Origin of the sequence: Streptomyces sp. NBC_01635 (assembly GCF_045209715.1) — a bacterium.
GTDB lineage: Bacteria > Actinomycetota > Actinomycetes > Streptomycetales > Streptomycetaceae > Streptomyces > Streptomyces hirsutus.
Map to the genome: position 1 here is coordinate 3,928,820 of NZ_CP109277.1, position 23,717 is coordinate 3,952,536.

The window sequence follows — 23,717 nt, forward strand, 5'->3', positions numbered from 1 at the left end:
GGCCGCCGCCCCCGCGGCCGGGCCCAGGAAGTTCCTCCGCCGCAAGGACGACCAGGGCGGTCCGAGCGACTCACCGCGGCTGAGCCCGGTGTGGGCCTTCGTCGCCTGGCTCGCCACCCTGGCCTTCTTCGCCCCGGTGGCCTGGATGGTGCTGACCAGCTTCCACCAGGAGTCCGACGCCGCCACCAACCCGCCCAGCCTGCTCGCACCCTTCACCCTGGACCAGTACGAACTGCTGCTGGGCCGGGACATCACCCCGTACCTTCTCAACTCGGCCATGGCGAGCGTCATTTCGACGCTCCTCGTCCTCGCCCTCTCGATTCCGGCGGCCTACGCACTGTCCATCAAGCCGGTCGAGAAGTGGACCGACGTGATGTTCTTCTTCCTGTCGACGAAGTTCCTGCCCGTCATCGCGGCGCTGCTGCCGGTGTACCTGATCGTCAAGGACGCCGGGATGCTGGACAACGTCTGGACGCTGATCGTCCTCTACACCGCCATGAACCTGCCGATCGCGGTGTGGATGATGCGCTCCTTCCTCGCCGAAGTCCCCAAGGAGATCCTGGAGGCCGCCGAGGTCGACGGCGCCGGACTCCCCACCGTGCTGCTGCGCATCGTCGCCCCCGTCGCCATGCCCGGCATCGCCGCCACCGCGCTGATCTGCTTCATCTTCAGCTGGAACGAGTTCCTGTTCGCCGTCAACCTCACCGCCACCAACGCCTCCACCGCCCCGGTGTTCCTCGTCGGATTCATCACCAACGAGGGCCTCTTCCTCGCCCGTCTGTGCGCCGCCGCCACCCTGGTGTCCCTGCCCGTCCTCATCGCCGGCTGGGCCGCCCAGGACAAGCTGGTCCGCGGTCTGTCCCTAGGAGCAGTCAAGTGAAAGCCGCCCTCATCGAAGCCCCCGGCAAGGTCACCGTCACCACGGTCCCCGACCCCACCCCGGGACCGCGCGACGTCGTGGTGGACGTGGCCGCCTGCGGACTGTGCGGCACGGACCTGCACATCCTGCAGGGCGAGTTCGCGCCGAAGCTGCCCATCGTCCCCGGCCACGAGTTCGCCGGGGAGGTCGTCGGCCTCGGCAGCGCGGTCACCGAACTCTCCCTCGGCGACCGGGTCGCCGTGGACCCCTCCCTGTACTGCTACGAATGCCGCCACTGCCGCACCGGCCACAACAACATGTGCGAACGCTGGGCCGCGATCGGTGTCACCACGGCGGGCGGGGCCGCCCAGTACGCGGTGGCCCCGGTAGCCAACTGCGTCAAACTGCCCGAACACGTCCGCACCCAGGACGCCGCCCTGATCGAACCCCTCTCCTGCGCGGTCCGCGGCTACGACGTCCTGCAGTCCCGCCTCGGCGCACACGTCCTGATCTACGGCTCGGGCACCATGGGCCTGATGATGCTGGAACTGGCCAAGCGGACCGGCGCGGCACGCGTGGACGTCGTCGACATCAACACCGACCGCCTCGCCACGGCCCGGCAGCTCGGCGTCTCCGCCTCGGCCACCGACGCGGACGAGCTGGACCGGCCCCAGGGCTGGGACCTCGTCATCGACGCCACCGGCAACGCGGCCGCCATCCAGGACGGCCTGGACCGGGTCGCCAAGGCCGGCACCTTCCTGCAGTTCGGCGTCGCCGACTACGCCACCCGCGTGACCATCGACCCGTACCGCATCTACAACCAGGAGATCACCATCACCGGCTCCATGGCCGTCCTGCACAGCTTCGAACGCGCCGCAGACCTCTTCGCGACGGGCGTCCTGGACCCGGACGTCTTCATCAGCGACCGCATCCCGCTCGACCGCTACCCGGAGGCAATGGAGCAGTTCGCAGCGGGCCAGGGCCGAAAAATCCTCATCACCCCCTGACGCGGGCGGAGGGGGCCGGGCGGGCCCCCTCCCCATTTCCTACCCTCATACCGACGACCCTCACCGGCACGTATCCGCTACGCTGTCCCTGGTCGGTCATCGGTACGCCGCGCCCCGCAACCGAGCAAGACCGCGGAGCACGTCGCACCATGCCCGACCAGTGGGTTTGACCTCCTCGCAGAAGATCCACCCCACGGATCCCCTCCGAGGCCCCCAAGCCCGCGCCTTCGCCTTCGTAGCTCAGGGGATAGAGCACCGCTCTCCTAAAGCGGGTGTCGCAGGTTCGAATCCTGCCGGGGGCACCAGCCAAAAGGCCCCGGACCGATCATGGTCCGGGGCCTTTTGGCGGTTCGGTTTCAGGCGGCGTGCGGGGTGAAGGTGACGCGGGAGTCGCCCTCGTCGATGGCCAGGTTCAGGGTGCCGTCCAGGGCCTTGGCCAGGCGTCGCAGCAGCGGGAGCGTCGGCACGGTGTCGCCGCCCTCCATCCGGGACACCTGAGGCTGCGTCATCCCGGCCCGGTCGGCCAGTTCGGTCTGGGACAGGCCGAGCTCGATCCGACGGTCGTAGACCGCCTGCCCGAGGTCGCCGGCCAGCCGCGCGTCGACGTACTCCTGGTCGTACTCCACCGCCTCACCCGCAAGCTGCCGGGCCCGGCGCGTCCTCCACGTGCTGTGATTCATCAGCTCTCCTTGCGCCGCTCGTAGGTGTACTGGGCATGACCATGCTCGGCCTCGCAGACCTTCTGGGCCTGGTGCGCACGCTCGACTTCCGCCGCCTCACGCATCCTCGTCTTGCGGAAGACCGTCAGCAGAACGATCCGCTGACCGGGGGCGAGCCAGTACGGGATGCGCACGGCCTCGCCGTCCAGCTCGAAGCGCAGCTCACGCAGTTTGCCGCCCAGGTGACGTGAGTACGGCTCACCGAGCGTCGTCGGCTCGTCCAGGAGACGGTCCGTCTTGTCCTCCACCCGTCGGTAGAGGCGAAACGGGAGCAGCTCCAGCCAATCCCGCACCTCGGGTTCGATCTCGATCTCCCACCGCTCCGTCATGCAATCAACGGTATATACCTCCAATTGCATAGCGCAAGCCTCCACGGACCTCCGCGGCCCATGTCTCCCCTGCAGTCGGCCCGGAACGGATTCAGCACACATGAGGCCGGGAAGCCCCGCGAACACATGAGAACTGCAGAGGGGTGTTTTCCCAGACCAGGCACCCTGCGGCCGTTGTTTCCGCAGGTCACAGCCCTGCCCCGAGAAAACTCCTAAAGCGGGTGTCGCAGGTTCGAATCCTGCCGGGGGCACAACGCATTACCGCCCTGACCTGCATCGGAGCATCAGAAATGCCCCTCGGAGTAGATCTCCGAGGGGCATTTTCACCTTCCATGGGAACATATGGGAACGCGCTGTCAAGCAGCATCCTCCGTGGGAACCTCGCCGTCTTCCGAGGGAACGTCAGGCCTCTCCTCCGGTTCCTGGGTGACGTCCCGCCGCGCTGGTGAGCTGCGTGGAACCAAAGCAGGGGGCCTCGGCTTGGGCTTCCTCGGACTGCGGCAGTACCGAGAGGTGTACGTGTCAGCGGTCAGCGAGTAGGAGGAGTGCCCCAGCAGTTTCTGGATGGCCTTCATGTGCAGGCCGGCGGCCAGAGACAGGGTCGCCGCGCAGTGCCGCAGGTCGTGCAGCCAGAGCCGCCCCGGACCCGGGCCCTGCCGCCGCGGCGTTCCTTTCGGCGATCGACGCGGGCGAGTTGGAGAGGCATGTGCTGTCCCGGCACGGCCGCCGTCACTGTGCCGCGTCGCCAGTGCCCCCGCTATCAGCTATGCCCATCAGCTTGGTCAGCCGGGTCAGGCCGTCGACAGTCGCGTCATGGTAGGCGTAGTTGTAGGTGGGGGTATTGAGCGCGAGTGTGAGGAACAATTCCACCCTGCCCCCGAGCTGGAGGACGACGTGGCCCAAGCCGACCACTTCGGAGGCGATGTCGCCGAAGCAGTGGACGCCGAGCAGCTTGCGATCATCGGCGCGGAAGATCAGTTTCAGCAGCCCGCCGTGTCCGGCGATCGCCCCGCGCGGGGTAACGGCCAGGTCGCAGCGGCCCACCGCGTAGGGGATGCCGGCGGCCTGGATCTGTTCTTCGGTCGCCCCGACGCCGGCGACTTCGGGTAGGCCGTAGACGGCGCTGCTGGCGGTCTGGTCGATCTCCACGCCGAAGACGAGTCCGCAGGCGTGGGCTGCTGCTGCGCGTCCTTGCTGCATGGCGTTGGAGGCGAGCCCTGGTTTGACCACGTCGCCGGCTGCGTAGATCCCTGGAGCAGTCGTCCGGTAGTAGCGGTCGACGATGATCCGGCCGTGGGCGTCGAGGTGCACGCCGGCCGGTTCGAGGCCGAGGCCTTCTGTGTTGGGGGCGCGGCCGGCGGCGAACAAGACGGCGTCCCCGGTCAGGACGGTGCCGGTCGAGAGCCTGACAGTCAGCCGGCCGTCGATGCGGCTCACCGTGTCTGCGCCGACGCCCAAGACCACCTGGACTCCGCGCCGCCGGAACTCGTCGGCCACCAGCCCGGCCAGTTCGCCGTCGATGTTCGGCAGCAGGCGATCGGAATTGCTGATGAGTGTGGCCGGGATGCCCAGCGCGGTGAACACGGTGGCGAACTCGACGCCGATGGGGCCGCCGCCAACGATGACGATGTGTTTCGGGACGGTGCGAAGCGAGTAGATCGTGTCGGAGTCGTAGACGTCCGGATCGTCGAAGGGAATGCCCGGGTAGTGCATCGGGCGTGACCCCGTCGCTATCAGGACCGCGTGCGCCGTGACCTCGCGCGCCAGTCCGTCGGGCGAGGTGATGTGGACGGTACGGTCCGCGTCGAGTCGGGCGGTTCCCTGGAGGTAGGCGATGCCGCGTACGACGAGCCGGTGTGCGACGGCTTCCTGCAGCACGTCGCGCACATGCTCGATTCTGGCGCGGAGGGTGGGCATCACCGCCTCCAACGGCGCTGCCGCCCGGACGCCGTAGACCTCCTCCTGGCGGTAGCCGGTCAGGTAGAGCGCGGCTTCGCGCAGAGCCTTGGTGGGCGCGCCGCCGGTGGTCGTGACCACCCCGCCGGGCGTGTTCCGCTCGACGATGAGCACCTTGCGCCCGAAGACGGCCGCGAGCTCGGCCGCGACCTCCCCGGCCGGGCCTGCGCCGATCACCACCAGGTCGTAGCTGTCGTCCATGGCTGCATTTCCAGTCCTACGTGTCGGGGTCAGCAAGCCATGAGTCGGTCGGCCATGAGTCGGTCGGAATGACGCGGTGGGGCAGGGCCAGTGCGCGGGTTGCCCGGTGCGCGTGATTCCGCGAGACCAGTTGGAGCCCTTTTGGCCGATCGCCACCCACGGTGAGCCAGAAGTCGGCGGCGTGATCGACGAAGGCCTCCGGATGGCGCAGGACCAGCTCGTCGTAGCGGGCCGCCGCGCTGATGCGCCATTGCTCGGCCTCGTGAGGGTGGCCGGCGTCGCTGAGGACGCCGGCAAGGCCGGCCGCGTACTCGGGGTCGTCGCTGGACAGCGCCAGGGGGCGCAGGCGGTCGATGGCGGCGTCACGAGCACCCAGGGCCGCGTCGACCTCGGCGAGGTGGCCCATTGCCGGGGCGTAGGCCGGCACCCGGCTCACGGCGGCGTCGAACCAGGCACGGGCGGCGGAAAGGTTCCGCTCGCCGAGCCACATCAGTCCGCGCCGGAAGTCGAGCTCGGCGACGGGGAACGGCGAGACACCCCGATGGCGGCGTCGCGCCTCGATGAACAGGTGCTCCGCCTGGGCGACTTTCCCGCGCTCGGCCTGGAGCACGGCCAGCGCACTCAACGTCGTGAAGTCGGGCCGGCGTTTTGCTGCGGTCCGGCGCAGCACGAGGGCCTCGGCGTAGCACGCGACCGCCTGGAGGATCGCCGCCTGCTCCGCGTCCAGCGTGGCCTGCTCCGAACCTCGTCGCCTTGCGGCGTCGAGGTCGGCCAGTGCCTCGGCGAAGCGGTGGAAGGTGGCTTGCGTCCTGGCCCGGACGAGCCAGGACGCATCGTCGTCCGGCGCGGCGCGTACCAGCTGCTCGGCCAGCTCCGCGGCGCGTTCGTAGTCGGCGATACGGCCCAGCACCTGCCCGCGCAGGATGAGCAGGTCGACCAGGAGGGCCTGTCCGGCCACCTCCGCAGGTGCCGCTGTCGTCTGCCCTGATCGTGGCCCATGGAGCCCCGCCACCAGACTGTCGATCTGGGCCTGCAGGTTCGCCACGGCGATGACCCCGCTGGTGGTGGCCGGTCGGCGGTCGTCCTCGGTCAGCCCGGTGATGATGCTGCCTCCTTCGGTGGCGCCGACAGCGCGGCGAAGACGGTCTTCAGATCCGGCGGATTCGGGTTGGGGGGAACCAGGTAGGGAAACGTGCGGGACACCGGCTGGGTCGGCTGGTCGACGCCGTCACTGATCCGCGGTCCGTCGAGGCCGCCGACCAGCAGGGTGTAGAGCGTGTCGATGATGTCGTCCTCGGGCGACCGGCCGCCGCAGGTGGTGTGCGGGCGGCCCGTGAGCACGGCGCGCTCGATCTCGAGGTCGCTGCCGTCGGAAAACGGCTTGGACGTGTCGACGACGAGGAAGTCCGCCAGCAGCAACTCGGTCAGGGGGTGGACGCCCTGATCGTCGAGCGGCCAGTCGGTCTTGCCGTCCAGCCGGTCGAAGAAGGCCAAATTGGCGCTCAACCGGGCGCGGTAGGCTCCGACGTAGTCCTGGCTCAGGTTGAAGGCGTCCTCCGCGTTGTAGAGGTCGCGGATCTCGAGATCGCGGTTGACGGGATCGAACTTCGAGCTCCGCATGATGACGTTCTTGATCTCCGGTCGGCCCATGCGCTCCAGCCGGACCGGGTGACCGTGGGAGGTCACGGTCTCGCCGACGACGGCCATCAGCGGGCCTGTGTCGCTGCCGAGCACCGTGGCGATGTCGAGTTCGAGGACGATGGCCAGCACGTTCATGCCGTCCAGGGAGTTGGCGGCCCTGGCCTTGAACGCCAACTGCTCCTGCGCCTCGGTGGCCAACACGCCTGCCAGGTCGATGAAGAACGGATCGAGCCGCGCACCGGCGAAGATCCGCACACCGCGCGTCTCGGTCGGCTGCTTCTCGCCGACCCGGAACGGGATCTCCGCCCCGCCAGGCGTGGTGCACGTGCCGGCCTGCACCACGGTGCCGGGGCCGTCGCCCGGGGACGGAACGGCGAAGCGGAAGTCGAAGGTGTACTCGTCAGCGCCGGCCACGAAGGCCGGTGTGCCGCCGGCCGTCGTGGCCGTCACCGGCCGGAGGCGGAAGCGGTAGTCGAGCGCGTCGGAGAACAGGGCCGTGGGTGCGGCAGCCGGGAATACGTCCAGGACGAGCACCAGATGACCGGGCTGTTCCGGGCTGGGGAAGGCGTACACGTCGGTGATGTCGGACGCGGGGTCAGCAAGGGCCCGCGGGCCGGAGAAGTGGTCTGCCATGATGAACCTCCTGATCTCAGGTGTCGAGATCGGCGAGCCAGCGCAGCGCCCGGAGGCCGGGCATGAAGCAGTACTCTCCGCCCCGGTTGACGACGAAGTCGGGCAGCCCTCGGAGGCGGCGGCGGATCGGGCGCTGCGGGATGGTGAACTCACCACCGTCCTGCACACCGATCAACGGGTCCCGCTCGGCGGGCGCGCCGATGAACTTGCCGTCGTGCACCCACTGCTTCTGGACGAACTCGAACTGCCGAGCCAGGTGCGCGCCGACGAAGGCGAACATCAGGCCGCGTTCGGCACCGTCGTCCTCCAGCACGCCAGGGGGCAGCGACGGGCCGTAGTTGGTGCCGCGCCGGATCATGCGGTGCAGGCGCACCTGACCGGTGATGACCGAGTCGCGGGCGTTCATCCGTCGGGCGTGCGCGCCGACCGGGCACTTCAGGCCCCGCGGGTCGTCGCCGTAGAGGAACGCGTTGTTGCGCGTGGGATCGCCGCCCAGCTCGGGGTTGTCCTTGTCCGGGGACAGGGCGAGTGGTGCGCCACTGGGCCAGCGGCCGACGAACTTGGCCGCGAGCCACGTGGCCTCGGTGTCCGCGGCGTTGTCACGCAGGTACCGGCGGAAGGCCGCCACGCGCTGGTGCAGCTTGCGGAAGGCCACGTAGGTGCCGTTGCGGCCCAGCACCTCGGGCTGCGGCATCGGGGGCAGGTCGCCGTTCTCGTCCTCGTAGCCCAGGACGAACTCGCCTGCCTTCAGCGGTGCCTCGTGCGGGTTGCTGCCGAGGATGTTGGTGCCCTCCACGGTCGGCTCGCTGATGCTGTCCTTGAAGCCGAACTGCTCGCGCCCGTCCGGCGGCACGTGTACGTCAAGTTGCCAGATGGGCGAGACGCCGCGCAGGTCGCGGACCGCGTCCTGCGCCAGGACGACCAGGGCCTCCATGAGGGCGGTGTCCCGCGCCAGCGCGGCCACCACGAGGTGGACGTCCTTCGAGCCCAGCGGCGCCTCCCAGTGCTCCGGTGCGTTCTCCCCGACGTCGCCGATCTCGGCCGCGCGAGCGGCCATGCCCAGCTGGAACTCGGACGGGAAGGTGGTCAGTGACTCCGCCGGCACGCCGATCGCCTCGAGCCCGGCGAAGCTGAGCCCCACCCCGAGCGAGACCGGCCTGCCCGGGTCGAACGAGGACACCGGCTCCAGAAGGGGGATCAGCCGCCTCAGCAGTTCCCGCGCCACGTGCCGGTCATCGATGCGCAGGGCCAGATACGCGCCCGCGTACGGGTTGGGCCGGGGCATCAGGGTGGCGGCCTGGATGTCGCCAAGTTCGAGCGCGGCGCCCGTTTCGGTGGTCATGGTGCTCCCTCAGCAGTCGTTGACAGCACTGTCCAGTGGGCTCGCGGGGGCGGCGGCGCCATCCCCGCGGGACCGCCGGCGGGCTCAGTCGGCGGCCATTTCGAGCAGCGGCTCCAGCGCCGGGTGCTGGAGCGCCTCCGCGGCGCGAGAGTCGTCGAGCACCTGCTGGAAGGCCTCCTGCAGACGCTGGGCCTTGACGATCTGCGGCATAGTCCAGGCGCTCAACTGGTTGAAGTACCCGGTGGCGGGGCTCTGCACCGACTGGACGATCGCCTTGAGTCCGCCGACGGTCCGCTTCATCTGCGCCTCGATGTCGGGGTTGTCCAGGCGGAACTTCTCGACTCCGCCGGACGATTCGACCCACGCCGAGACGTCCGTGTACTGGGCGGTGTGCTGCAACCAGTCCAGGAAGTGCTCGACACCGATCTGGACGAAATCATCGAAGTAGGGGTCCCAGTCGTTCTCGAAGGTCGTGGCCCACATCAGCCGTTGCCCGTTGTCGAAGATCACGTGGCGGCTGTCCCGCAGGCCGGTGTGGATGTTCTTGTCAGGGGGGATTTGGCGGAGCACGTCGGCGAACCGCTGAGTCGCCGCGCGCAGCTCCCCCTCGTGGCCGGGCAGGACGTTCCAGTACGTGGCCAGCTCGGAGATCACTCCGTCGCTGAGCCCCTTCCCCGACTTCACATTGATCTTGGTTGTCATGTCTTCCTCCTGTACGAGCCGGGCGACCCGTCGCGTTGATCCCGAGAGATGTCGTGACCTCGGTGGACTCCTGATCGGGATGTCGACCGCCCCACGAAACGCACGTCTTGCCGCGGACCGCAGGACCCGCGCCGCCGACCCCGCGGGTCCGTCGGCCGGTTCAGTCGGCGGCCATTTCGAGCAGCGGCTTCAGCGCCGGGTGCTGGAGCGCCTCCGCGGCGTGAGGGTCGTCGAGCACCTGCTGGAAGGCCTGCTGCAGGGCCAGCGCCTTCAAGACCTGCTTCACCGTCGGCTCGGGATAGGCGCAGACAAAATTGCCCGCCACCACCGTGTGCTCCTTGAACCACTCCTTGATGTGGGGGGACTTGACGCCCGGGTAGCCCTGCACGTGCCCCCAGGTCTCGTCGAAGGCCCGGCCGATGTCCGTGCGGGCGAAGTCGTCGATGTACACATCCCACGGTCCATCGAAGCTGCTGGCGAACATGAGCCGCGTGTCACCGTCCAGGAGGACGAACCGGGCCTCGTGCAGCGTGCCGATCTCCTTGATGGCCTGCTGGATGTGCGGGTCCGACCTGTGCCGCTCCAGGGTGTCGCGCAGCGCCTCTTCGCGCCCCGGGATGACGTCCCCGATGGCGAGGAACTCCGACCTCGGTCCCACCTTCAGTCCCGCCCGGTACTCGTTGATCGTGCTTGTCATGGCTCCCTCCTGTGTGCGCTGTGTCACCTCTCGCGTTGACGCGAGAGGGCGGGCGTGCCGTCGGTGGCCTGCTGAGCTCGATGACGACATTGCGTGAACCGCCGACCGCCTCACGGATAGAGCGCCCGGTCACCCCGGACCCCACCAGCAGCATCGGCGCAGGTCGCCTCCGCCCATCCCGCGACGTCATCGGCTTCGGCCCCAGCGTCTGCTCGGCACGGTCCCCTCACCAACGACGCTAGGGCGCGGCAGACGACGTGGAATCCCCGAAATCCTTAGTCCACCGCTCCGGGCGAGTGTCGATTCCGGGGCCACCGGCCGACCCGATCGGGCTTCCCGGATCCGACGACGACGCTCGATGGCAGGCCGCGGGATCAGCGGCGTCCACCGAGGAGGGGACGGTCGGAGGCGGGGATCGGGTGGAAGACACCGGAGCTCTTGTCGAGGACACGGTGGGCGAGCTGGGTGCGGGAGGTCACCCCGAGCTTCCGGAACACCTTGCGCAGGTGGTACTCCACGGTGCTCGGGCTGACGAACAGCTGCGCGGCGATCTCCCGGTTCGCTTCTCCTAGGCTCACCAGGACGGCGATCTGCGCCTCCTGGGGGGTGAGCTCCTCGGGGGTCCCCAGCTCCCGCTTCCGGGCGCACTCGCCCGTGGCGCGCAGTTCCACGCGCGCCCGCTCGGCGAAGCCGTGGAAGCCCATGCCGTCGAACATGTCGTGCGCGGTGCGCAGCTGGTCGCGTGCCTCCCCACGCCGACGCTGGCGGCGCAGCCACTCGCCGTAGAGGAGGTGGGCGCGGGCGAGCTGGGGAACGGCTCGGGTCCGGCCGAGCAGCGGGAGCGCGTCCTCGTACTCCTGCCGGGCCTCGGCCGGGGTGGCCAGCAGGGCCCGGGAGCGGGCGAGCAACCCGAGGGCGAGGGGAGTGCCGGTCGCGGTCGCGCGGTCCTCCAAACGATGGAGTGCGCGTTCTGCCAGGTCTCGCCGACCGGCGCGGACGGCTGCCTCTACCAGGTCGGGCAGTGCCTGGGTCCCGACGAGCGGCGTGTCGTCGGTGTACGCCGGATCCAGGCATCCGATGGCGGAGCCGTAGTTGCCGAGGCTGATCTCCAGCACACCGAGGAAATAGGCCGCCATGGCCATCTCACCGGCGGCGCCCCTGCCCGGGGCCTCCCGTGCGACCGCCGCCGCGGTCGCACGCGCTTCCGCCTCGCGGCCGCTCAGGCTGAGGGTGAGCAGCGTGTGCGCGCCCGTGGGAGGGACGATGGCGGGATTGTTGGTCATCTCCGCCAGTTCGTGCGCCTCCGCCTCCGCGGCCCGGGCCGCGGCCAGCCGTCCGGCGGGCCCGTCGACATAGGCGCTCCGAAAGGCGAGCGCGCCGGCCAGCCTGGCCAAGGCGCCGCTCGCGCGAGCCCGGTCGATCCAGTCAGTGGTCAGTCGCTCCACCGAGGCGTCGTCCAATAGATCGGCGGCCGCGACGGCGGCCAGTTCCAGTCGTTGGAGCGCGACGTCGGGGTCCACCTCGTCCACGAGGAAGGCCTGGATCGTGCGGCGCAACGCCGGCATGGCCGCCGCATAGCCACCGGTCACCCGTGCGGTGTAGCCCTGGAGCAGCAGATTGGCCGCCGAGTCCGGAGGATCGCCCGTGGGTGGGAGGTTCCGCGCCGTTCGGGCGTTCTCGTGCAGGAGGGAGGCGCTGGGCGCCCACCCGGCGAACACCGCGGCCTCCAGTGCGGAGAGCAGCGCGTCCCTCGCGGCGCGCGGGTCGAGCGGCCGCAATCGCCGTGCCGCACAGGCCAGGACGGAGGCGGACTCGGCCACCTGTCCGCAGTGGAACCGGATCCTTCCCTTCAGCTCGGTCGCCTGCGCGGTCGACAGCGGATCGTGCAGACCCGTGGCGGCCTCGGCCAGCAGGGCCTCGGCCCGGTCGACCGCCCCCGCGACCACGTGGGCCTGTGCTGCCGACAGTCGGCGCTCGGCCCGCCGCTCCTCGTCGGGGGTCAGCAACGCCGCGCGCTCCAGGAGCGCAGCCGCGGCGGCGTAGCCACCACGGCTCCTGGCCCGGTCCGCTGCCGCCACAAGCTGATCCGCGACCCCGTCGTCGGGCCTGGCGGTGGCCGCGGCCAGGTGCCAGGCCCGGGGAGCCGGATCGCGCTGCGGATCGCAGGCCGCCGCGAGGGCCCGGTGGGCCTCCCGCCGCCGACCCGGGGCCGCGGCGTGGTAGACCGCCGAGCGGACGAGCGGGTGGGAGAACCGCACCTCCGGCCAGAAGGCCACCATTCCCGCGGCCTCCGCGGGCACCGCGGCGGCCTCCGGGATGCCCAGCGCGGCGGCCGCGTGCCACAGCCGATCGCCGCGGCCCGGCTGCTCCGCCGCCGCCAGCAACAGCAGCGTCTGTGTGTCCGTGGGAAGTTTCCGCACGCGGCGCCCGAACAGGCCTTCGAGCTCGTGGCCGACGGGCAGCGGCTCGGGCAGCGGTACCTGTCCGCGCAGTTGCTCCGGGGTCAGCTCGGCCGTGGCCTCGACAATGGCCAGGGGGTTGCCACCGGTCCCGGCGACGATGCGCTCCGCCACTCCGGCCTCGGGGGGCCGGCCGCCCGCGGTCGCCAGCAGTTCGTGCGCGTCCGGCTCCGGCAGGCCGGCGAGCCGAAGACCCGGCAACGCCTGCAGATGGGGGTCCGGCTCCGTGGTTTCCCGGATCGCGAACAGCATCCCGACTTTGTCGGCCAGCAGCCGACGGGCCACGAAGCCGAGGACGTCGGCGGACTCGTCGTCCAGCCACTGCGCGTCGTCGATCACGCACAGGACCGGCCGGACCTCGGCAGCGTCTGCCAGCAGCGTCAGCACGGCCAGACCGACCAGGAACGGATCGGCCGGCGGCCCGCTCACCAGTCCGAAGGCCACGCCCAGCGCCCGCCGCTGTGGCCCGGGCAGCCGGTCCACGCTGTGCGGGAAGGGGACGAGCAACTGGTGGACGGCGGCAAAGCCCAGGGCCATCTCCGACTCGACCGCCACCGTCCGGACGATCTGCAGGTCCGCGGCACGCTCGACCGCGTAGTCGAGCAACGCCGACTTCCCCACTCCGGGCTCCCCGCGGAGGACCAGCACACCGCTCATCCCGGCCCGCACGCTGTCAAGCACTTGGCGGAGCGCCTGCTTCTCCGCACGACGGTCAATCAACCGCACTTAACGACCGTAATCCTCATCGCCCTTTTGTGCAGCTTCCCGACCGGCGGCATCCACGACCCCCACCGGAGCGACGACACGACACGCCATCATTCCCACGTGATCACCGATCCTCTGCCCGACCAGCGGAAACGCGGTCCTCAAGCCCGGAAAGACAACAGCTTCTCCAAAGGACAAGCTCAGTGGTCCCCATGTTGGGCTGACCCGCTGGTCAACCGTCAACCGTTGCCCCCTGCTCGCAGTGCTCCCGGGCGCCCGGGCACGCGCTCCGGCGGGATCCCCGGCCGGTCCTTCGGCAGCAGCACACGCAGGGCACCCGGCCGAATTCCACACATGACGGGGAGAGGGAGCGTCACCGCTTCACCGTCGATCCCCGCGTCCAGGTGCCGCACGTCACCGTGCAGCGTGATACCGGAAGCCGACCAGACGACAGCCCCTTCACCTGCCGGACCAAGACCGCGCTTGTGTCGTCGCAGTTCGCTGCGCAGGTGCCGGAGGAGATCCGGGGGCGTCTTCGTCGGGCGCTTGAGGACGATGCCGCCCAGCAGTCCTGTGCTGAGCGAAAAGCGACGCCCCAGCCAACGCGGTGTGGCCAGGTGGTAGGGGTTGTTGGAGATCAGCACCACCTGCGGGAACTCGACGGCCTCCCATGGGGTGTCCACGCAGGCCTCGACCCACTGCTTGCCCTTGAGGTAATCGGGTGCCACCGCAGCGAAAGCGCGCTTCTTGCCCTCCCGGTACCCGGGCTCCAGCAGTGCGTCGGCGTACATGCCGAAAGAGACGTTGTTGACGAAGACGCGCGGGCCGAGCACCCCCAGGTCCACCCGTGCGGGCTCACCGTCGACCAGGGCGCCCAGCGCCTGCGCCGGATCGCGGAGGTCGAGGCCCAGGTCCCGGGCGAAGTGGTTGCGGGTGCCCGCCGGGATCACGACCAGCGACCGGCCCGTGTCGGCGGCCACCGCGGCGACCGCCGATACAGTGCCGTCGCCGCCCGCGACTCCCAGCACCTGTGCCCCCTGCTGGACGGCGTTCCTCGCGAGCGACGCCGCGTCCTCATCCGCGCTGGTCATCCAGACCTGGGCGCCCATGTCCTCGGCCCGCTGGACCAGACCGTAACGAGCAGGCTTACCACCGCCCGAGCGCGGATTCGTCACGATCACCACCCGGGCACGCGTCCGAGCGCCGGCCATCACCGCACCCACTTTCGCCGCTGAGGCCGGCCTTCGACCGACCGATTGAAGCCGTAGGACCAGGCTGGCAGATCCCGCGCCCTCTTAGCTGGCCGGGAACGACCGCTCGGCGCCTTTTCCCTGCCCCGGGCACGCCACCAGATCGGAGCTGGTTCTCCAGCCGGATCGATAGCTGTGCCGGCGCCAGACGGAAGAGCTGGTCGTCTGATGGCACGGGCACGTCCTCGCCGGGAGCGGCGGCAGCCGGCGGAGGGCCTGACCAGCGGTGGAGGGCGCCGATGAGCTTTGCGTGCCGCAGACACCCAGTACGGCGGGCGCTGCACAAGCGGGGTGCCGGAGCCTTTGCCGTGATCAGTGTTGGGGATGTGGCTCGGAGTGGAACAGAGGACGCCGCCGCCGCTTGGCAGCAGTGCCTGGAGCGAGGCGGCCGACTTCGATCCGCATCTTGATGGCGTGGAATACCTCAACCACCCCAAGAACTAGGGCCATGACGCCCACCGCCAAGGTGAGCGCGGCAATCGAGGTGAACGGTGAGACGATCAGCACGACGCCCGCCAGCATGCTCATGATCCCGAAGAACAGCATCCAGCCACGCGCCGGCATGGCCGGGGCGGAGGAAGCCGTGGCCGTCATCATGATGCCGCGCAGCAGCCAGCTGAAGCCGATCCACAGGGCAAGCAGCAGGACCGACTGCAGGGTGCCCCGGAAGCAGATCAGACCGAGCAGGACGGAGAGCGCCCCCGTGATGAAATGCAGTGCCCGAAGATGACCGGGAACGTGAGTGCCGAAGGCGGCGGCCAGCTGGAAGACTCCGGTGACCAGAAGGTAGATGCCGAAGAGCACGCCGACGACCTGCAACGTCTCTTTCGGCCAGGCAAAAATCACGACCCCCAGGGCGATAGTGGCCAGGCCCATAGTGAGAAGGATCTGCCAACTCAGGTTCGCCAGGGCACTCGGCTTTCCCATCGCAGAGGTGTCTCGTGGCTCCGCGCCGTGCGGAGAGTTAATATCCGAGGAACCGGAGGGATGCGTCATGGTGTCTCCTCCTTCCGGGAACGACGTGGCCGAATTTGATGTACTTCCATCGTCACCCGTCCAGCCCCGTATCGCTCGGTCAGAACACAGGTTCGCTCGTGCCACATCGGTGCCCCCGGACTTGCCCGTTGGCCGGCTCCCTCGGCTCTTACGAACACGAATCGTCGAGGCTGCGGCGCAATCCCCAGGGGTGCCCGTGTCCGTCGTGTACATGCGGATCGACCGGGGGTGATGAACGCGTCCGTACCTCACTTCTCTGGACGCAACCCGGGCCATCCCTGGGCTGTCCGAGGCCACCCGACAGTGGCCAATACTGACCAACGACGATCACCCAACCACAAGCCCCCAACGCCCCGACCAGCAAAAACCCAGCTCCCCAAGATCTGAGGGGTCCCGAAGATCTCGGACAGGGACCCAATAGGGTTGTCCTGTAAGGAATCGAGGGAAGAAGCAAGTGGCACGTCCAAGTCCGTACTCGCCGGAGTTCCGCGAAGAAGCGGTCCAGCTGGCACTGAAATCCAGCAAGCCGATCGCTCATGTCGCCCGGGAACTCGAGATGAATCCCGAGACGCTGCGCACGTGGGTACGCCAGTATGAGCGCGAGCACGGACGGCAGGGCGGGCCGCTGCCGGCATCGGGCGAATCTCGGGTGATAGCACCGTTGGCGAGCTGAAGGTCGAGGTCCAAGCGGTTGTGCTCCCCACGGTGCCGCCCGGCCAGCACGCGGTCTGCGTCATCGAGGAAGGAAAACCGCCCCAACTCGTGCTGCGAGAGCACCTCGCCCAACCGGCCGAACCGGGCCACCTGCTACTGCCCCGTCGGTGGGTCGTCGAACGATTGACCCATCGGGATGGATCACGCACGCCCGCCGGCACGCGAGGGACTGGCCCCAGGCTACGGGCTCCCACCCGCTCACAGCTTTGCAACCGGAGCGGGCATCCGTCCGGATTCAGGGCTCCACCCTCAATCCGGTGGCCGACCGGAACGGATTCGGCACACATGAGGCCGGGAAACCCCGCGAACACACGAGAACCACGGAGGGGTGCTTTTCCAGGCCAGACACCCCAGGGTTGACGTTTCCGCATGTCACGGCCCTGCCCAGGGAAAACTCCTCCAGCGGGTGTCGCAGGTTCGAATCCTGCCGGGGGCACAGAGAAAAGCAGACCGGAGGCCCTGCCGCCCGAGTGAGCGGCAGGGCCTCTGCGCTTGCAGCACGCATATGGCAGTGGGTGAGCTCAAGGACGCGTCCGGCGTGCCGCTCGGAAGGCCGGGCGCACGTATGGGGTGGAAGACGACCACCCATCTCACCAAGGGCCGGCTCTTCGTGCTCGGCGAGCGGGGAGTGTCCGCTGAGATCGAACAGCGGGCCGCGGATGCCGCCGCGGCCGTGGCCCGAGCGTGGCGCGACCGACGCTGAGCACGCTGCCGGCCTGATGCGAGGAAAGCCGGAGGGGTCGTCCCGGCTCTACGCGGTGGCGTGACTCCCCCAGGTTGTCACCACTGCCAGTCCCTCCGGGGCCGTCACCTCCACCGAGCCGTCCGCCGTCAGCGTGACGTCCAGCCGCCCGCCGCCGACTTGGAGCCCCGTCACCGTCAGCGGGGCGTGTCTCCCGGCGAAGGTGGGGGCCACGGTGACCGTGCCGGCCGGGACGTCCGCATCCAGGCCGAGGACCGAGCGCAGTACCAGGACCGAGGAGCGGCTGCCCACGCCTGGGGTCGGCAGGACGCCGGGTAGGGGGCTGGGTACGGGCCCGCCTCCCTGCCGTGGCCGGCGAAGAGTTCGGGCAGGCGGGCGTCGAATGCCGTCGACGCTGTCAGTAGGCCCTCTGCCAGTGATGCGGCGGCGTCGGGAAAGCCTGCCCCGGTCAAGCCGTGAAGGGCGATCACAGTGTCGTACGGCCGTGACGGTTCGGCGGCGGTGCAGGGCGAGGGCCGGGTCCACCGCCACCTCGTCGAGGCCCCGCAGGAGCGACCGGAATTCCGCCCGGTTCGCTCCCCTCAGCCCGCCGTCGACCGGAGCGAGGGTGATGCCTTCGGTTGCGACGGTCAGCTGGGCCGACGCCCTGCGGTCACCGTGGTAGAAACCGGCGGCACCCCCGTCGAGCTGCCCGTCCGCGCGGGAGATCGCCGGACTCGGCGCGCACAGGGTGAGGACCGCGTCGTGCAGGAACGGCAGCAGGCCCTCGCTCGCAGAGGCGGCCGCCGGGGCGTTGGCGGTGGGGTGGTCCACACCAGCAGTACCTCTCGGGAACTCGGGAAGCGGCTCAGCCCTTGACGGCTGAGCTGGCGACACCCTGGACGAACCAGCGCTGGAAGAAGGCGAAGACGATCAGGACGGGCAGGACGAGCAGGACGCCGAAGGCGAGGATCTGGCCCCAGTCCGGGGGCAGCTGGGCCTGGAAGACGCTCATCTCCAACGGCAGCGGGCGTACCGAGGGGTCGGAGACCATCAGGACCGGCCAGAGGAAGGAGCCCCACTGGATGAGGAAGGTCAGGATCGCCACGGACGCGAAGGCCGGCTTCGACATCGGGACGATGATCGCGAAGAAGGTGCGCCAGGGGCCCGCGCCGTCGAGACGGGCGGCTTCCTCGATACTCGGCGGGATCGAGCGGAAGAACGTGTGGAACTGGTAGACCGAGAAGGCGTTGGCGATGAACGGGATCGCCTGGATGAACAGCGTGTTGCGCTGGTCGTTGAACATGTAGAAGAGCGGGACGGCCACCGACTCGAACGGGACCAGCAACAGCAGCAGGACGAGGGTGAAGACGGCGTTCCGGCCACGCCACTTCAGCCGTGACAGGCCGTACGCCGCCATCGAGTTGACGAACAGGCCACCCGTCACCACGACGAACGACAGCAGCAGCGAGATGCCCATGAAGCGCCAGAAGTAGCCGGTGCTGTCGGAGTTGAGGCTGTCGAGGACGGCCGTGTAGTTGTCGAAGGACAGGTGGGTCGGGAGGAAGCCGGACAGGCCGTTCAGGACCTCGTCGGACGGCTTGAGGCTGCCCATGAACAGGTAGATCACCGGCAGCGCGAAGATGAAGGCCAGCACGCTCAGGACGGCGTAGTCGAGGAAGCGGCGCAGGGGTGTGCGGGTGAGGCCCGTGTGGATGCTCATGGTCAGTCCTCAGTCCTCGTTGTCGGGCCGGACGACGCGGCGCTGGATGAGGGTCAGGACGACGACGATCAGGAAGAAGACGACGGTGATCGCGGACGCCTGGCCGACGTTGTTCTGGTCGAAGGCGGTGGTGACGGCCTGGTACATCACTGTGCGGGCGGCGTCCTCGTTGAGGCCGCCGCCCTTGACGAGGACGTACACCTGGTCGAAGACCCGGAAGGAGAGCACCGAGGTGAGCATGGCGACGAAGACGAGGGTTCCGCGGATGCCGGGCAGGGTGACGTGGCGGAACTGCTGCCAGCGGCTCGCGCGGTCGAGTTCGGCGGCTTCGTAGAGCTCGCCCGGGATCTGCTGGAGGCCGGCGAGCAGGATGACCATCTGGAAGCCGACTCCCTGCCAGACGGACAGCACGATGATCGAGGCCATCGCGGTGGCGGAGTCGCCGAGCCAGTCGAAGGCGCCCCAGTTGCCGAAACTCACCGTGTGCAGCGCGGAGTTGAGCATGCCCTGGTCGCTGCGGGCGAGAATGAGCCGCCAGATCACGGCGACCAGCGCCATCGGGAAGACGACCGGCATGAAGAAGAGGGACCGGAACAGGCCGATCGCCTTGAGCTTGCGGTTGAGCAGGATCGCCAGCCCGAGTGCCAGCGCCGTCTGCACGGGGACGACGACCACGGCGAAGGTCAGGTTGTTCAGCAGGGCCCGCAGGAACGGGCCGGACAGGTCGGGGTCGGTGAACAGTCGGCGGTACTGCTCCAGGCCGAAGAAGGCCGGCGCGAGCGGGGAGCCGAGGCGGACGTTGTAGAAGGAGAGGACGACGGCGTAGCCGAACGGGACGCCGACGAAGGCGACGAGTCCGACGACGGCAGGCGTGGACATGAGCAGTCCGTGCAGCCAGTCGCGGTTCTTGCGCACGGGGCGCGCCGGGCGCGCCGGACGCGCGGGCTTGTCGGCGGTCACGGGTGGGGCCTTCTCCCAGGCGTGGGGCGCGGCGTGTGCCGGTTCGGCGGATGTCACGGATGGGTCCTGTTCCCGGCGGGGGCGGGCACGGCGTGCGCGGGCCCGCCCCCGGCCGATGGTCCTACGGGATCTCGTAGCCGGCGTTGTCGGAGAAGTCCTGGTCGATGGCGCGGGCGGCCTTGGACAGGGCGCTCTTCGGGTCGGCGCCTCCGTAGACCGAGTTGAGGGCCTCGCTGAACTTGGCGGTGATGGTGGGGTATCCGGCGGTCACCGGGCGCGTGACGGCGACGCAGGACTTGGTGATGTCGCTGTCGCCGCAGGGCTTGGCGAGCTGGTCGGCGAAGAGCTGGAGCGGGCCGCTCTGCTTGTACAGGGGGGACGCGGCGAGCGCTGTCCTGGTGGCGGGCGGGGCGCCGTTGGCCGTCGTCATCGCGGTGACGTTGGTGTCGTTGAGGAGGTAGTCCATGAAGGCGCCGGCGGCCTTGGCGTTCTTGGTGTCGGCGCCGATGCCCCAGGCCCAGGATCCCTGGCCGGTCTTGGGGCCGTTGCCGAAGTCGGGCAGCGGCAGGACGACGAGGTCGTCACCGAGCGCCTTGCTGTAGGTGGGGTACATCCAGTGGCCGACCCAGCTCAGGGCGACGCGGCCCTTGGCGAAGGCGTTGCCGTCGGTGTTGGGGTCGACGTACGTCTTCCAGGACTGGACGGTCTTCAGCGCCGAGACCGCCGCCGGAGTGTCGAGGGCGCCCTCCGCCTTGCCGTCCTTGAGCAGCGAGCCTCCGGCCGACCAGACGACGGGGGCGAAGCCGTAGGCGCCCCACTCGGTGGCGAGACCGTTGTTCTCCTGGATGTCGAGGGTCTTGCCGTCGGAGTCCTTGGCCTTCAGCGTCTTGAGCGCGTCCGTGAACTGCTCCGCGGTCCAGCCGTCGGACAGGCTGGTCGGGTACTTCACGCCGGCCGCGTCCAGCAGCTTCTTGTTGCCGTAGATCCCGAGGCCGGAGTCGTACATGCCCAGGCCGTAGTGCTTGCCGCCGATCTCGCCCTGGGACTTGCTCGCGTCGGTGGCGTTGGCCATCGTCTTGGCGGAGACGTAGTCGTCGATGGGGGCGAGCTTCTTGTTGTAGACGAAGTTCGCCATGGTCGGGCCGTCGAACTCCATCACGTCCGGCAGTTCGGAGGCGCTGGTGGCGGTGATCGTCTTGGTGTAGTCGTTGCTGGGTATCAGCTTCAGCTCGACCTTGATGTCGCTCTGCGAGGAGTTGAAGGACTTCACCGCGGCCTGCACGGCGGCGTCCTCGCTCTTCTGGCTCTGGTGGGCCCAGACACTGATGGTGCCCTTGCCGCTGCCGCCCTCCGCGGACGCGTCGGTGCCGCCGCCCCCGCCGCAGGCGGCCAGTGCCGCCAGGGGCAGGGCGAGAGCCAGGCCCGTACAGGCTGTGCGGCGGTACCTTCTGCTGGTCGAACTCATGGTGTGTGCCTCCGTGCTGTGGCGAGGGTTCGAGGTGCGGGAATGCTTTCGAGGCGTGGGGGTGTGGGGCTCGAGGGGTGTCAGTGAGGTCCGCGCGGACGGGGCGGGGCAGTGGTCTCGCGCAGGACGAGGCGGATGGGCATCCGGACGTGCCCTGCGGGTTCGGTGTCGGGTTCGTCGAGCCGGCGCAGCAGTAGCCGCGCGGCCTCGGCGCCCTGCTCGGCGACCGGCTGGGCAACGGTGGTCAGGCCGACCACGTCGGCGAGTTCGTGGTCGTCGAAGCCGACGACGGACACGTCGTCCGGGACCTTCAGCCGGTGGCGGCGCAGGGCGCGCAGCGCGCCCATCGCCATCTCGTCGGACTGCGCGAACACGGCGGTCGGCGGGCGGGAGGCGGCCAGCAGTTCGGTCATGGCCCGCTCGCCGCCGTCGACGGTGTAGTCACCGTCCGCCTCCAGGGCCGCATCGTGTTCGATCCCGGCGTCGGCCAGGACGTCCAGGTAGGCGTTGCGGCGCTCGATGGGGGTGGTCCAGTGCAGCGGCCCGCTGGACCCGCTGATCATGCCGATGCGGCGGTGGCCGAGGTTCACCAGATGCCGTACGGCGCTCTCGGCGCCGGCCCGGTCGTCTATCCCGACGACGGTGAAACCGGGCCGGGTTCCGCCGACCGTGGTGGCCAACGGCACCCCCAGTGAGCGCAGCACGGCCGACTCCTCATCGTCAGGAATGAGGAGGGACAGCACCGCGTCCACTCGCTTGCGGACCGGCAGCCTCGTGAAGAAACGCTTGCGCGTTTCCGGCGAGCCCAGGTTGTACAGCAGCACGTCGTACCCGGCGGCGCTGAACACCTTCTCGGCCGCGTCCAGCACGGTGCCGAAGAACCAGCGGCCCACGTAGGGGACCAGCACCCCGATGGTGCAGGTGCGGCCGCTGGCCAGGCTGGAAGCGGAACGGGACGCGGTGTAGCCGAGCTGGGCGGCGACGGCCGCGATCCGGTCCCGCACCTCGTCGGACACGCCCTGCCGACCGCGCAGGGCGCGGGACACGGTGGACGCGGAGACGCCGGCCGCCTGAGCGACGTCGTTGATGCTGGCCGTCACGGCGCAGTTCCTCCCGTTGGTTTCACGTCGGTGTGAGCTGTGGGGTGACGTGACCGTAAACCCACCCCTCTTGTTGCGCAAGCGTTTGCGTTCATATTTACTTGGGCTGATTCCAAAGAGAGTCCGTTTTGATCGATGGTCAGCGCATGCGTTTGAGCGCTGTGAGCCGACAGGAACCGCGCATGCGCTACGCCCCGCCCGGCCTCTGCGTGAACGACTTCGCCCTGCTGCGGGACGAGGACGGCACGTACACGGTGCTGCACCTGCAGGGGCCCTGGACAGCCGAGTTCGACCACCTACGGATGGAGACCTCCTACGGCCGGGCCACCTCCACCGACCTGGTCGACTGGCAGCCGCAGGGCACCGCCTTCGGGGTCGGTCTGCCCGGCCGCTTCGACCAGCAGGCGGTGTGGACCATGCACCCCGTCCGGCACGGCGACGGAACGGCGATGTTCTACACGGGCGTGAGCGGACTGACGGCAGGCGGCTGGCCGTTGCAGTCGGTCGGGCTGGCGTACTCCGACCGCACCGACGGCACCGGCTGGCGACGCCACGGCACCGCACCGGTCGTCGAGGCGGACTCGCGCTGGTACCGCACCGGCGAACAGATGGCCTGGCGCGACCCCTTCGTCGTACGCGACGACGAGTCGGACGGCTGGGTGATGGTCGTCTGCGCCAGCGACGCCTCCCTCCCGGTCGAGGCCGGCGGATGCGTCGCCTGGGCCACCTCCGACGATCTGGAGCACTGGACCGTCCACCCGCCGCTCATCTCACCCGGCGACGTCGACGAACTGGAGTGCCCGGTCCTGGAACGCCTCGACGACGGCAGCTGGCTCCTGCTCGGCTCCATCGGCGCGACCCGCGGCTTCGAGTCGTGGACCGCTCCCAGCCTGCGGGGCCCCTGGGCCCGGCGCGGCCCACTCGGTCCGACCGGTTCCTACGCCCCCCGGATCATCTCCGCCCCCGACGGCTCCCGCGTCGTGCTGCACACCACGCCCCGTCAGGTCGGCCTCACCGACACCGGTGACCGCTGTCGCGGCATGCTGGCCCAGCCGAAGCGCCTGGTCGTCCCCGCGGACGGAGCACCGCGCCTGGAGTGGTGGCCCGGTCTGGACGCGTGGCTCGGCGAGGAGACCGACGTGCCCGTCCTGCACGCGGTCGGCGACCTCGGTATATCCGGGCCCGTCGAGATCACCCTGCGCACCCATACCGACGAGGGCGGACAGCCCGCCCTCACCGTCGGCTGCGACGGCAAGAACCTGTGGATGACCGGCCCGGACGGCGCTCGGCTCGGCGAGACTGTCCTGACCGAGCCCGCCGCGGGCCTGCGGATCCTCGCCATCGGGGAGTACGTCGAGGTCTACGCCGACGGCGTTTTCGCCCTGACCACCCTGTGCTACTCGGGCCACTCCGCCACGTGGACAGCCGTCGCTGAAGGACGTACCCGCACGATCCCCGTCCGCCCGATCCGCCTTCCCGCCCCCGACCGCGACGACGCCTCGGCCGTCTGGCCCGGTCCGTCGCCCCACTGAGCGGCGGCAACCGCCCCTGCGTCACGGCGTGGTCACCAGGCCCTT

The 23,717-nt window shown here is 69.6% G+C and carries 22 protein-coding genes and 1 tRNA gene; 6 read left to right on the forward strand and 17 right to left on the reverse strand.

Features of this window, described 5'->3' with window-relative positions; all coding sequences use genetic code 11:
- The first annotated feature begins 79 nt into the window (after positions 1-79).
- The 3 genes from OHB56_RS18210 (at position 80) to OHB56_RS18220 (ending at position 2,171) form a co-directional block, all read left to right on the forward strand.
- Complete coding sequence (locus OHB56_RS18210; protein WP_406359131.1) at positions 80-880, forward strand: carbohydrate ABC transporter permease; 801 nt, start codon at positions 80-82, stop codon at positions 878-880.
- A complete protein-coding gene (locus tag OHB56_RS18215) occupies positions 877-1,866 on the forward strand; it encodes a zinc-dependent alcohol dehydrogenase family protein (RefSeq protein ID WP_406354453.1) in 990 nt (329 codons plus the stop codon). Before OHB56_RS18210 ends, OHB56_RS18215 begins: the two co-directional genes overlap by 4 nt.
- A 229-nt stretch (positions 1,867-2,095) precedes the next feature.
- Positions 2,096-2,171: transfer RNA gene (locus tag OHB56_RS18220), tRNA-Arg, on the forward strand.
- Between the two features lie 51 nt (positions 2,172-2,222).
- Here the strand turns inward: OHB56_RS18220 and OHB56_RS18225 are convergent.
- The 12 genes from OHB56_RS18225 to OHB56_RS18280 all read right to left on the reverse strand — a co-directional run bounded on the left by OHB56_RS18225 (position 2,223) and on the right by OHB56_RS18280 (position 15,496).
- On the reverse strand, positions 2,223-2,546 hold the full coding sequence (locus OHB56_RS18225; RefSeq protein ID WP_326753239.1) for a helix-turn-helix transcriptional regulator: 324 nt from the start codon (positions 2,544-2,546) through the stop codon (positions 2,223-2,225).
- Positions 2,546-2,914 carry a type II toxin-antitoxin system RelE/ParE family toxin gene (locus tag OHB56_RS18230; RefSeq protein WP_326753240.1) on the reverse strand — a complete coding sequence of 123 codons (369 nt, stop codon included), beginning with the start codon at positions 2,912-2,914 and terminating at the stop codon, positions 2,546-2,548. Before OHB56_RS18230 ends, OHB56_RS18225 begins: the two co-directional genes overlap by 1 nt.
- Before the next feature lie 356 nt (positions 2,915-3,270).
- Positions 3,271-3,678 carry a tyrosine-type recombinase/integrase gene (locus tag OHB56_RS18235; RefSeq protein ID WP_406359133.1) on the reverse strand — a complete coding sequence of 136 codons (408 nt, stop codon included), beginning with the start codon at positions 3,676-3,678 and terminating at the stop codon, positions 3,271-3,273.
- Positions 3,644-5,071, reverse strand: coding sequence for an FAD-dependent oxidoreductase (locus OHB56_RS18240; RefSeq protein ID WP_406354454.1), 1,428 nt, complete (start codon positions 5,069-5,071; stop codon positions 3,644-3,646). The genes OHB56_RS18235 and OHB56_RS18240 overlap by 35 nt, the downstream gene beginning before the upstream one ends.
- 16 nt (positions 5,072-5,087) lie before the next feature.
- Positions 5,088-6,116, reverse strand: a complete 1,029-nt coding sequence (locus OHB56_RS18245) for a tetratricopeptide repeat protein (protein ID WP_157869345.1) — start codon at positions 6,114-6,116, stop codon at positions 5,088-5,090.
- Between the two features lie 44 nt (positions 6,117-6,160).
- On the reverse strand, positions 6,161-7,345 hold the full coding sequence (locus tag OHB56_RS18250; protein ID WP_055593795.1) for a DUF4331 family protein: 1,185 nt from the start codon (positions 7,343-7,345) through the stop codon (positions 6,161-6,163).
- 16 nt (positions 7,346-7,361) lie between these two features.
- Complete coding sequence (locus tag OHB56_RS18255; RefSeq protein ID WP_406354456.1) at positions 7,362-8,687, reverse strand: Dyp-type peroxidase; 1,326 nt, start codon at positions 8,685-8,687, stop codon at positions 7,362-7,364.
- 84 nt (positions 8,688-8,771) lie between these two features.
- Entirely contained in the window at positions 8,772-9,389 is a 618-nt protein-coding gene (locus tag OHB56_RS18260; RefSeq protein WP_406354458.1) for a hypothetical protein, read from the reverse strand.
- A 160-nt stretch (positions 9,390-9,549) separates the two neighbouring features.
- Positions 9,550-10,086 carry a hypothetical protein gene (locus tag OHB56_RS18265; RefSeq protein ID WP_055593792.1) on the reverse strand — a complete coding sequence of 179 codons (537 nt, stop codon included), beginning with the start codon at positions 10,084-10,086 and terminating at the stop codon, positions 9,550-9,552.
- A 374-nt stretch (positions 10,087-10,460) separates the two neighbouring features.
- Positions 10,461-13,271 carry a LuxR C-terminal-related transcriptional regulator gene (locus OHB56_RS18270; protein ID WP_326753246.1) on the reverse strand — a complete coding sequence of 937 codons (2,811 nt, stop codon included), beginning with the start codon at positions 13,269-13,271 and terminating at the stop codon, positions 10,461-10,463.
- A gap of 218 nt (positions 13,272-13,489) precedes the next feature.
- On the reverse strand, positions 13,490-14,425 hold the full coding sequence (locus OHB56_RS18275; protein ID WP_406354461.1) for a diacylglycerol/lipid kinase family protein: 936 nt from the start codon (positions 14,423-14,425) through the stop codon (positions 13,490-13,492).
- A gap of 387 nt (positions 14,426-14,812) precedes the next feature.
- On the reverse strand, positions 14,813-15,496 hold the full coding sequence (locus OHB56_RS18280) for an HdeD family acid-resistance protein (RefSeq protein WP_055593789.1): 684 nt from the start codon (positions 15,494-15,496) through the stop codon (positions 14,813-14,815).
- Between the two features lie 454 nt (positions 15,497-15,950).
- On the opposite strand from OHB56_RS18280, the gene OHB56_RS18285 reads away from it, so the two are divergent.
- Entirely contained in the window at positions 15,951-16,169 is a 219-nt protein-coding gene (locus tag OHB56_RS18285; RefSeq protein ID WP_079034798.1) for a transposase, read from the forward strand.
- 546 nt (positions 16,170-16,715) lie between these two features.
- The gene (locus OHB56_RS18290; protein WP_055593788.1) at positions 16,716-16,913 is read left to right on the forward strand and encodes a hypothetical protein; all 198 of its coding nucleotides are present in this window, start codon (positions 16,716-16,718) and stop codon (positions 16,911-16,913) included.
- Between the two features lie 48 nt (positions 16,914-16,961).
- On the opposite strand, the gene OHB56_RS18295 is transcribed toward OHB56_RS18290, so the two are convergent.
- The 5 genes from OHB56_RS18295 to OHB56_RS18315 all read right to left on the reverse strand — a co-directional run bounded on the left by OHB56_RS18295 (position 16,962) and on the right by OHB56_RS18315 (position 22,140).
- Positions 16,962-17,726: a glycogen debranching N-terminal domain-containing protein gene (locus OHB56_RS18295; RefSeq protein WP_055593787.1), complete on the reverse strand. Its 765-nt coding sequence runs from the start codon at positions 17,724-17,726 to the stop codon at positions 16,962-16,964.
- Between the two features lie 34 nt (positions 17,727-17,760).
- The gene (locus OHB56_RS18300) at positions 17,761-18,615 is read right to left on the reverse strand and encodes a carbohydrate ABC transporter permease (protein ID WP_055593786.1); all 855 of its coding nucleotides are present in this window, start codon (positions 18,613-18,615) and stop codon (positions 17,761-17,763) included.
- 9 nt (positions 18,616-18,624) lie between these two features.
- Positions 18,625-19,632 (reverse strand): carbohydrate ABC transporter permease, encoded by a 1,008-nt coding sequence (locus OHB56_RS18305; RefSeq protein WP_406354465.1) that lies wholly within the window; start codon positions 19,630-19,632, stop codon positions 18,625-18,627.
- A gap of 64 nt (positions 19,633-19,696) precedes the next feature.
- Positions 19,697-21,040 carry a sugar ABC transporter substrate-binding protein gene (locus tag OHB56_RS18310; RefSeq protein WP_326753251.1) on the reverse strand — a complete coding sequence of 448 codons (1,344 nt, stop codon included), beginning with the start codon at positions 21,038-21,040 and terminating at the stop codon, positions 19,697-19,699.
- An 80-nt stretch (positions 21,041-21,120) separates the two neighbouring features.
- Positions 21,121-22,140, reverse strand: a complete 1,020-nt coding sequence (locus tag OHB56_RS18315) for a LacI family DNA-binding transcriptional regulator (protein WP_406354467.1) — start codon at positions 22,138-22,140, stop codon at positions 21,121-21,123.
- Positions 22,141-22,322: 182 nt separating this feature from the next.
- On the opposite strand from OHB56_RS18315, the gene OHB56_RS18320 reads away from it, so the two are divergent.
- Positions 22,323-23,672 carry a mucin-1 gene (locus tag OHB56_RS18320; protein WP_406354469.1) on the forward strand — a complete coding sequence of 450 codons (1,350 nt, stop codon included), beginning with the start codon at positions 22,323-22,325 and terminating at the stop codon, positions 23,670-23,672.
- Positions 23,673-23,717 lie beyond the last annotated feature (45 nt).

Excerpts from the sequence above, each read along its gene's own strand:
- OHB56_RS18225 (WP_326753239.1), bottom strand. The coding sequence starts at position 2,546 with ATGAATCACAGCACGTGGAGGACGCGCCGGGCCCGGCAGCTTGCGGGT.
- OHB56_RS18230 (WP_326753240.1), bottom strand. The coding sequence starts at position 2,914 with ATGACGGAGCGGTGGGAGATCGAGATCGAACCCGAGGTGCGGGATTGG.
- OHB56_RS18240 (WP_406354454.1), bottom strand. The coding sequence starts at position 5,071 with ATGGACGACAGCTACGACCTGGTGGTGATCGGCGCAGGCCCGGCCGGG.
- OHB56_RS18250 (WP_055593795.1), bottom strand. The coding sequence starts at position 7,345 with ATGGCAGACCACTTCTCCGGCCCGCGGGCCCTTGCTGACCCCGCGTCC.
- OHB56_RS18255 (WP_406354456.1), bottom strand. The coding sequence starts at position 8,687 with ATGACCACCGAAACGGGCGCCGCGCTCGAACTTGGCGACATCCAGGCC.
- OHB56_RS18260 (WP_406354458.1), bottom strand. The coding sequence starts at position 9,389 with ATGACAACCAAGATCAATGTGAAGTCGGGGAAGGGGCTCAGCGACGGA.
- OHB56_RS18265 (WP_055593792.1), bottom strand. The coding sequence starts at position 10,086 with ATGACAAGCACGATCAACGAGTACCGGGCGGGACTGAAGGTGGGACCG.
- OHB56_RS18280 (WP_055593789.1), bottom strand. The coding sequence starts at position 15,496 with ATGACGCATCCCTCCGGTTCCTCGGATATTAACTCTCCGCACGGCGCG.
- OHB56_RS18290 (WP_055593788.1), top strand. The coding sequence starts at position 16,716 with ATGGCAGTGGGTGAGCTCAAGGACGCGTCCGGCGTGCCGCTCGGAAGG.
- OHB56_RS18300 (WP_055593786.1), bottom strand. The coding sequence starts at position 18,615 with ATGAGCATCCACACGGGCCTCACCCGCACACCCCTGCGCCGCTTCCTC.
- OHB56_RS18310 (WP_326753251.1), bottom strand. The coding sequence starts at position 21,040 with ATGAGTTCGACCAGCAGAAGGTACCGCCGCACAGCCTGTACGGGCCTG.
- OHB56_RS18320 (WP_406354469.1), top strand. The coding sequence starts at position 22,323 with ATGCGCTACGCCCCGCCCGGCCTCTGCGTGAACGACTTCGCCCTGCTG.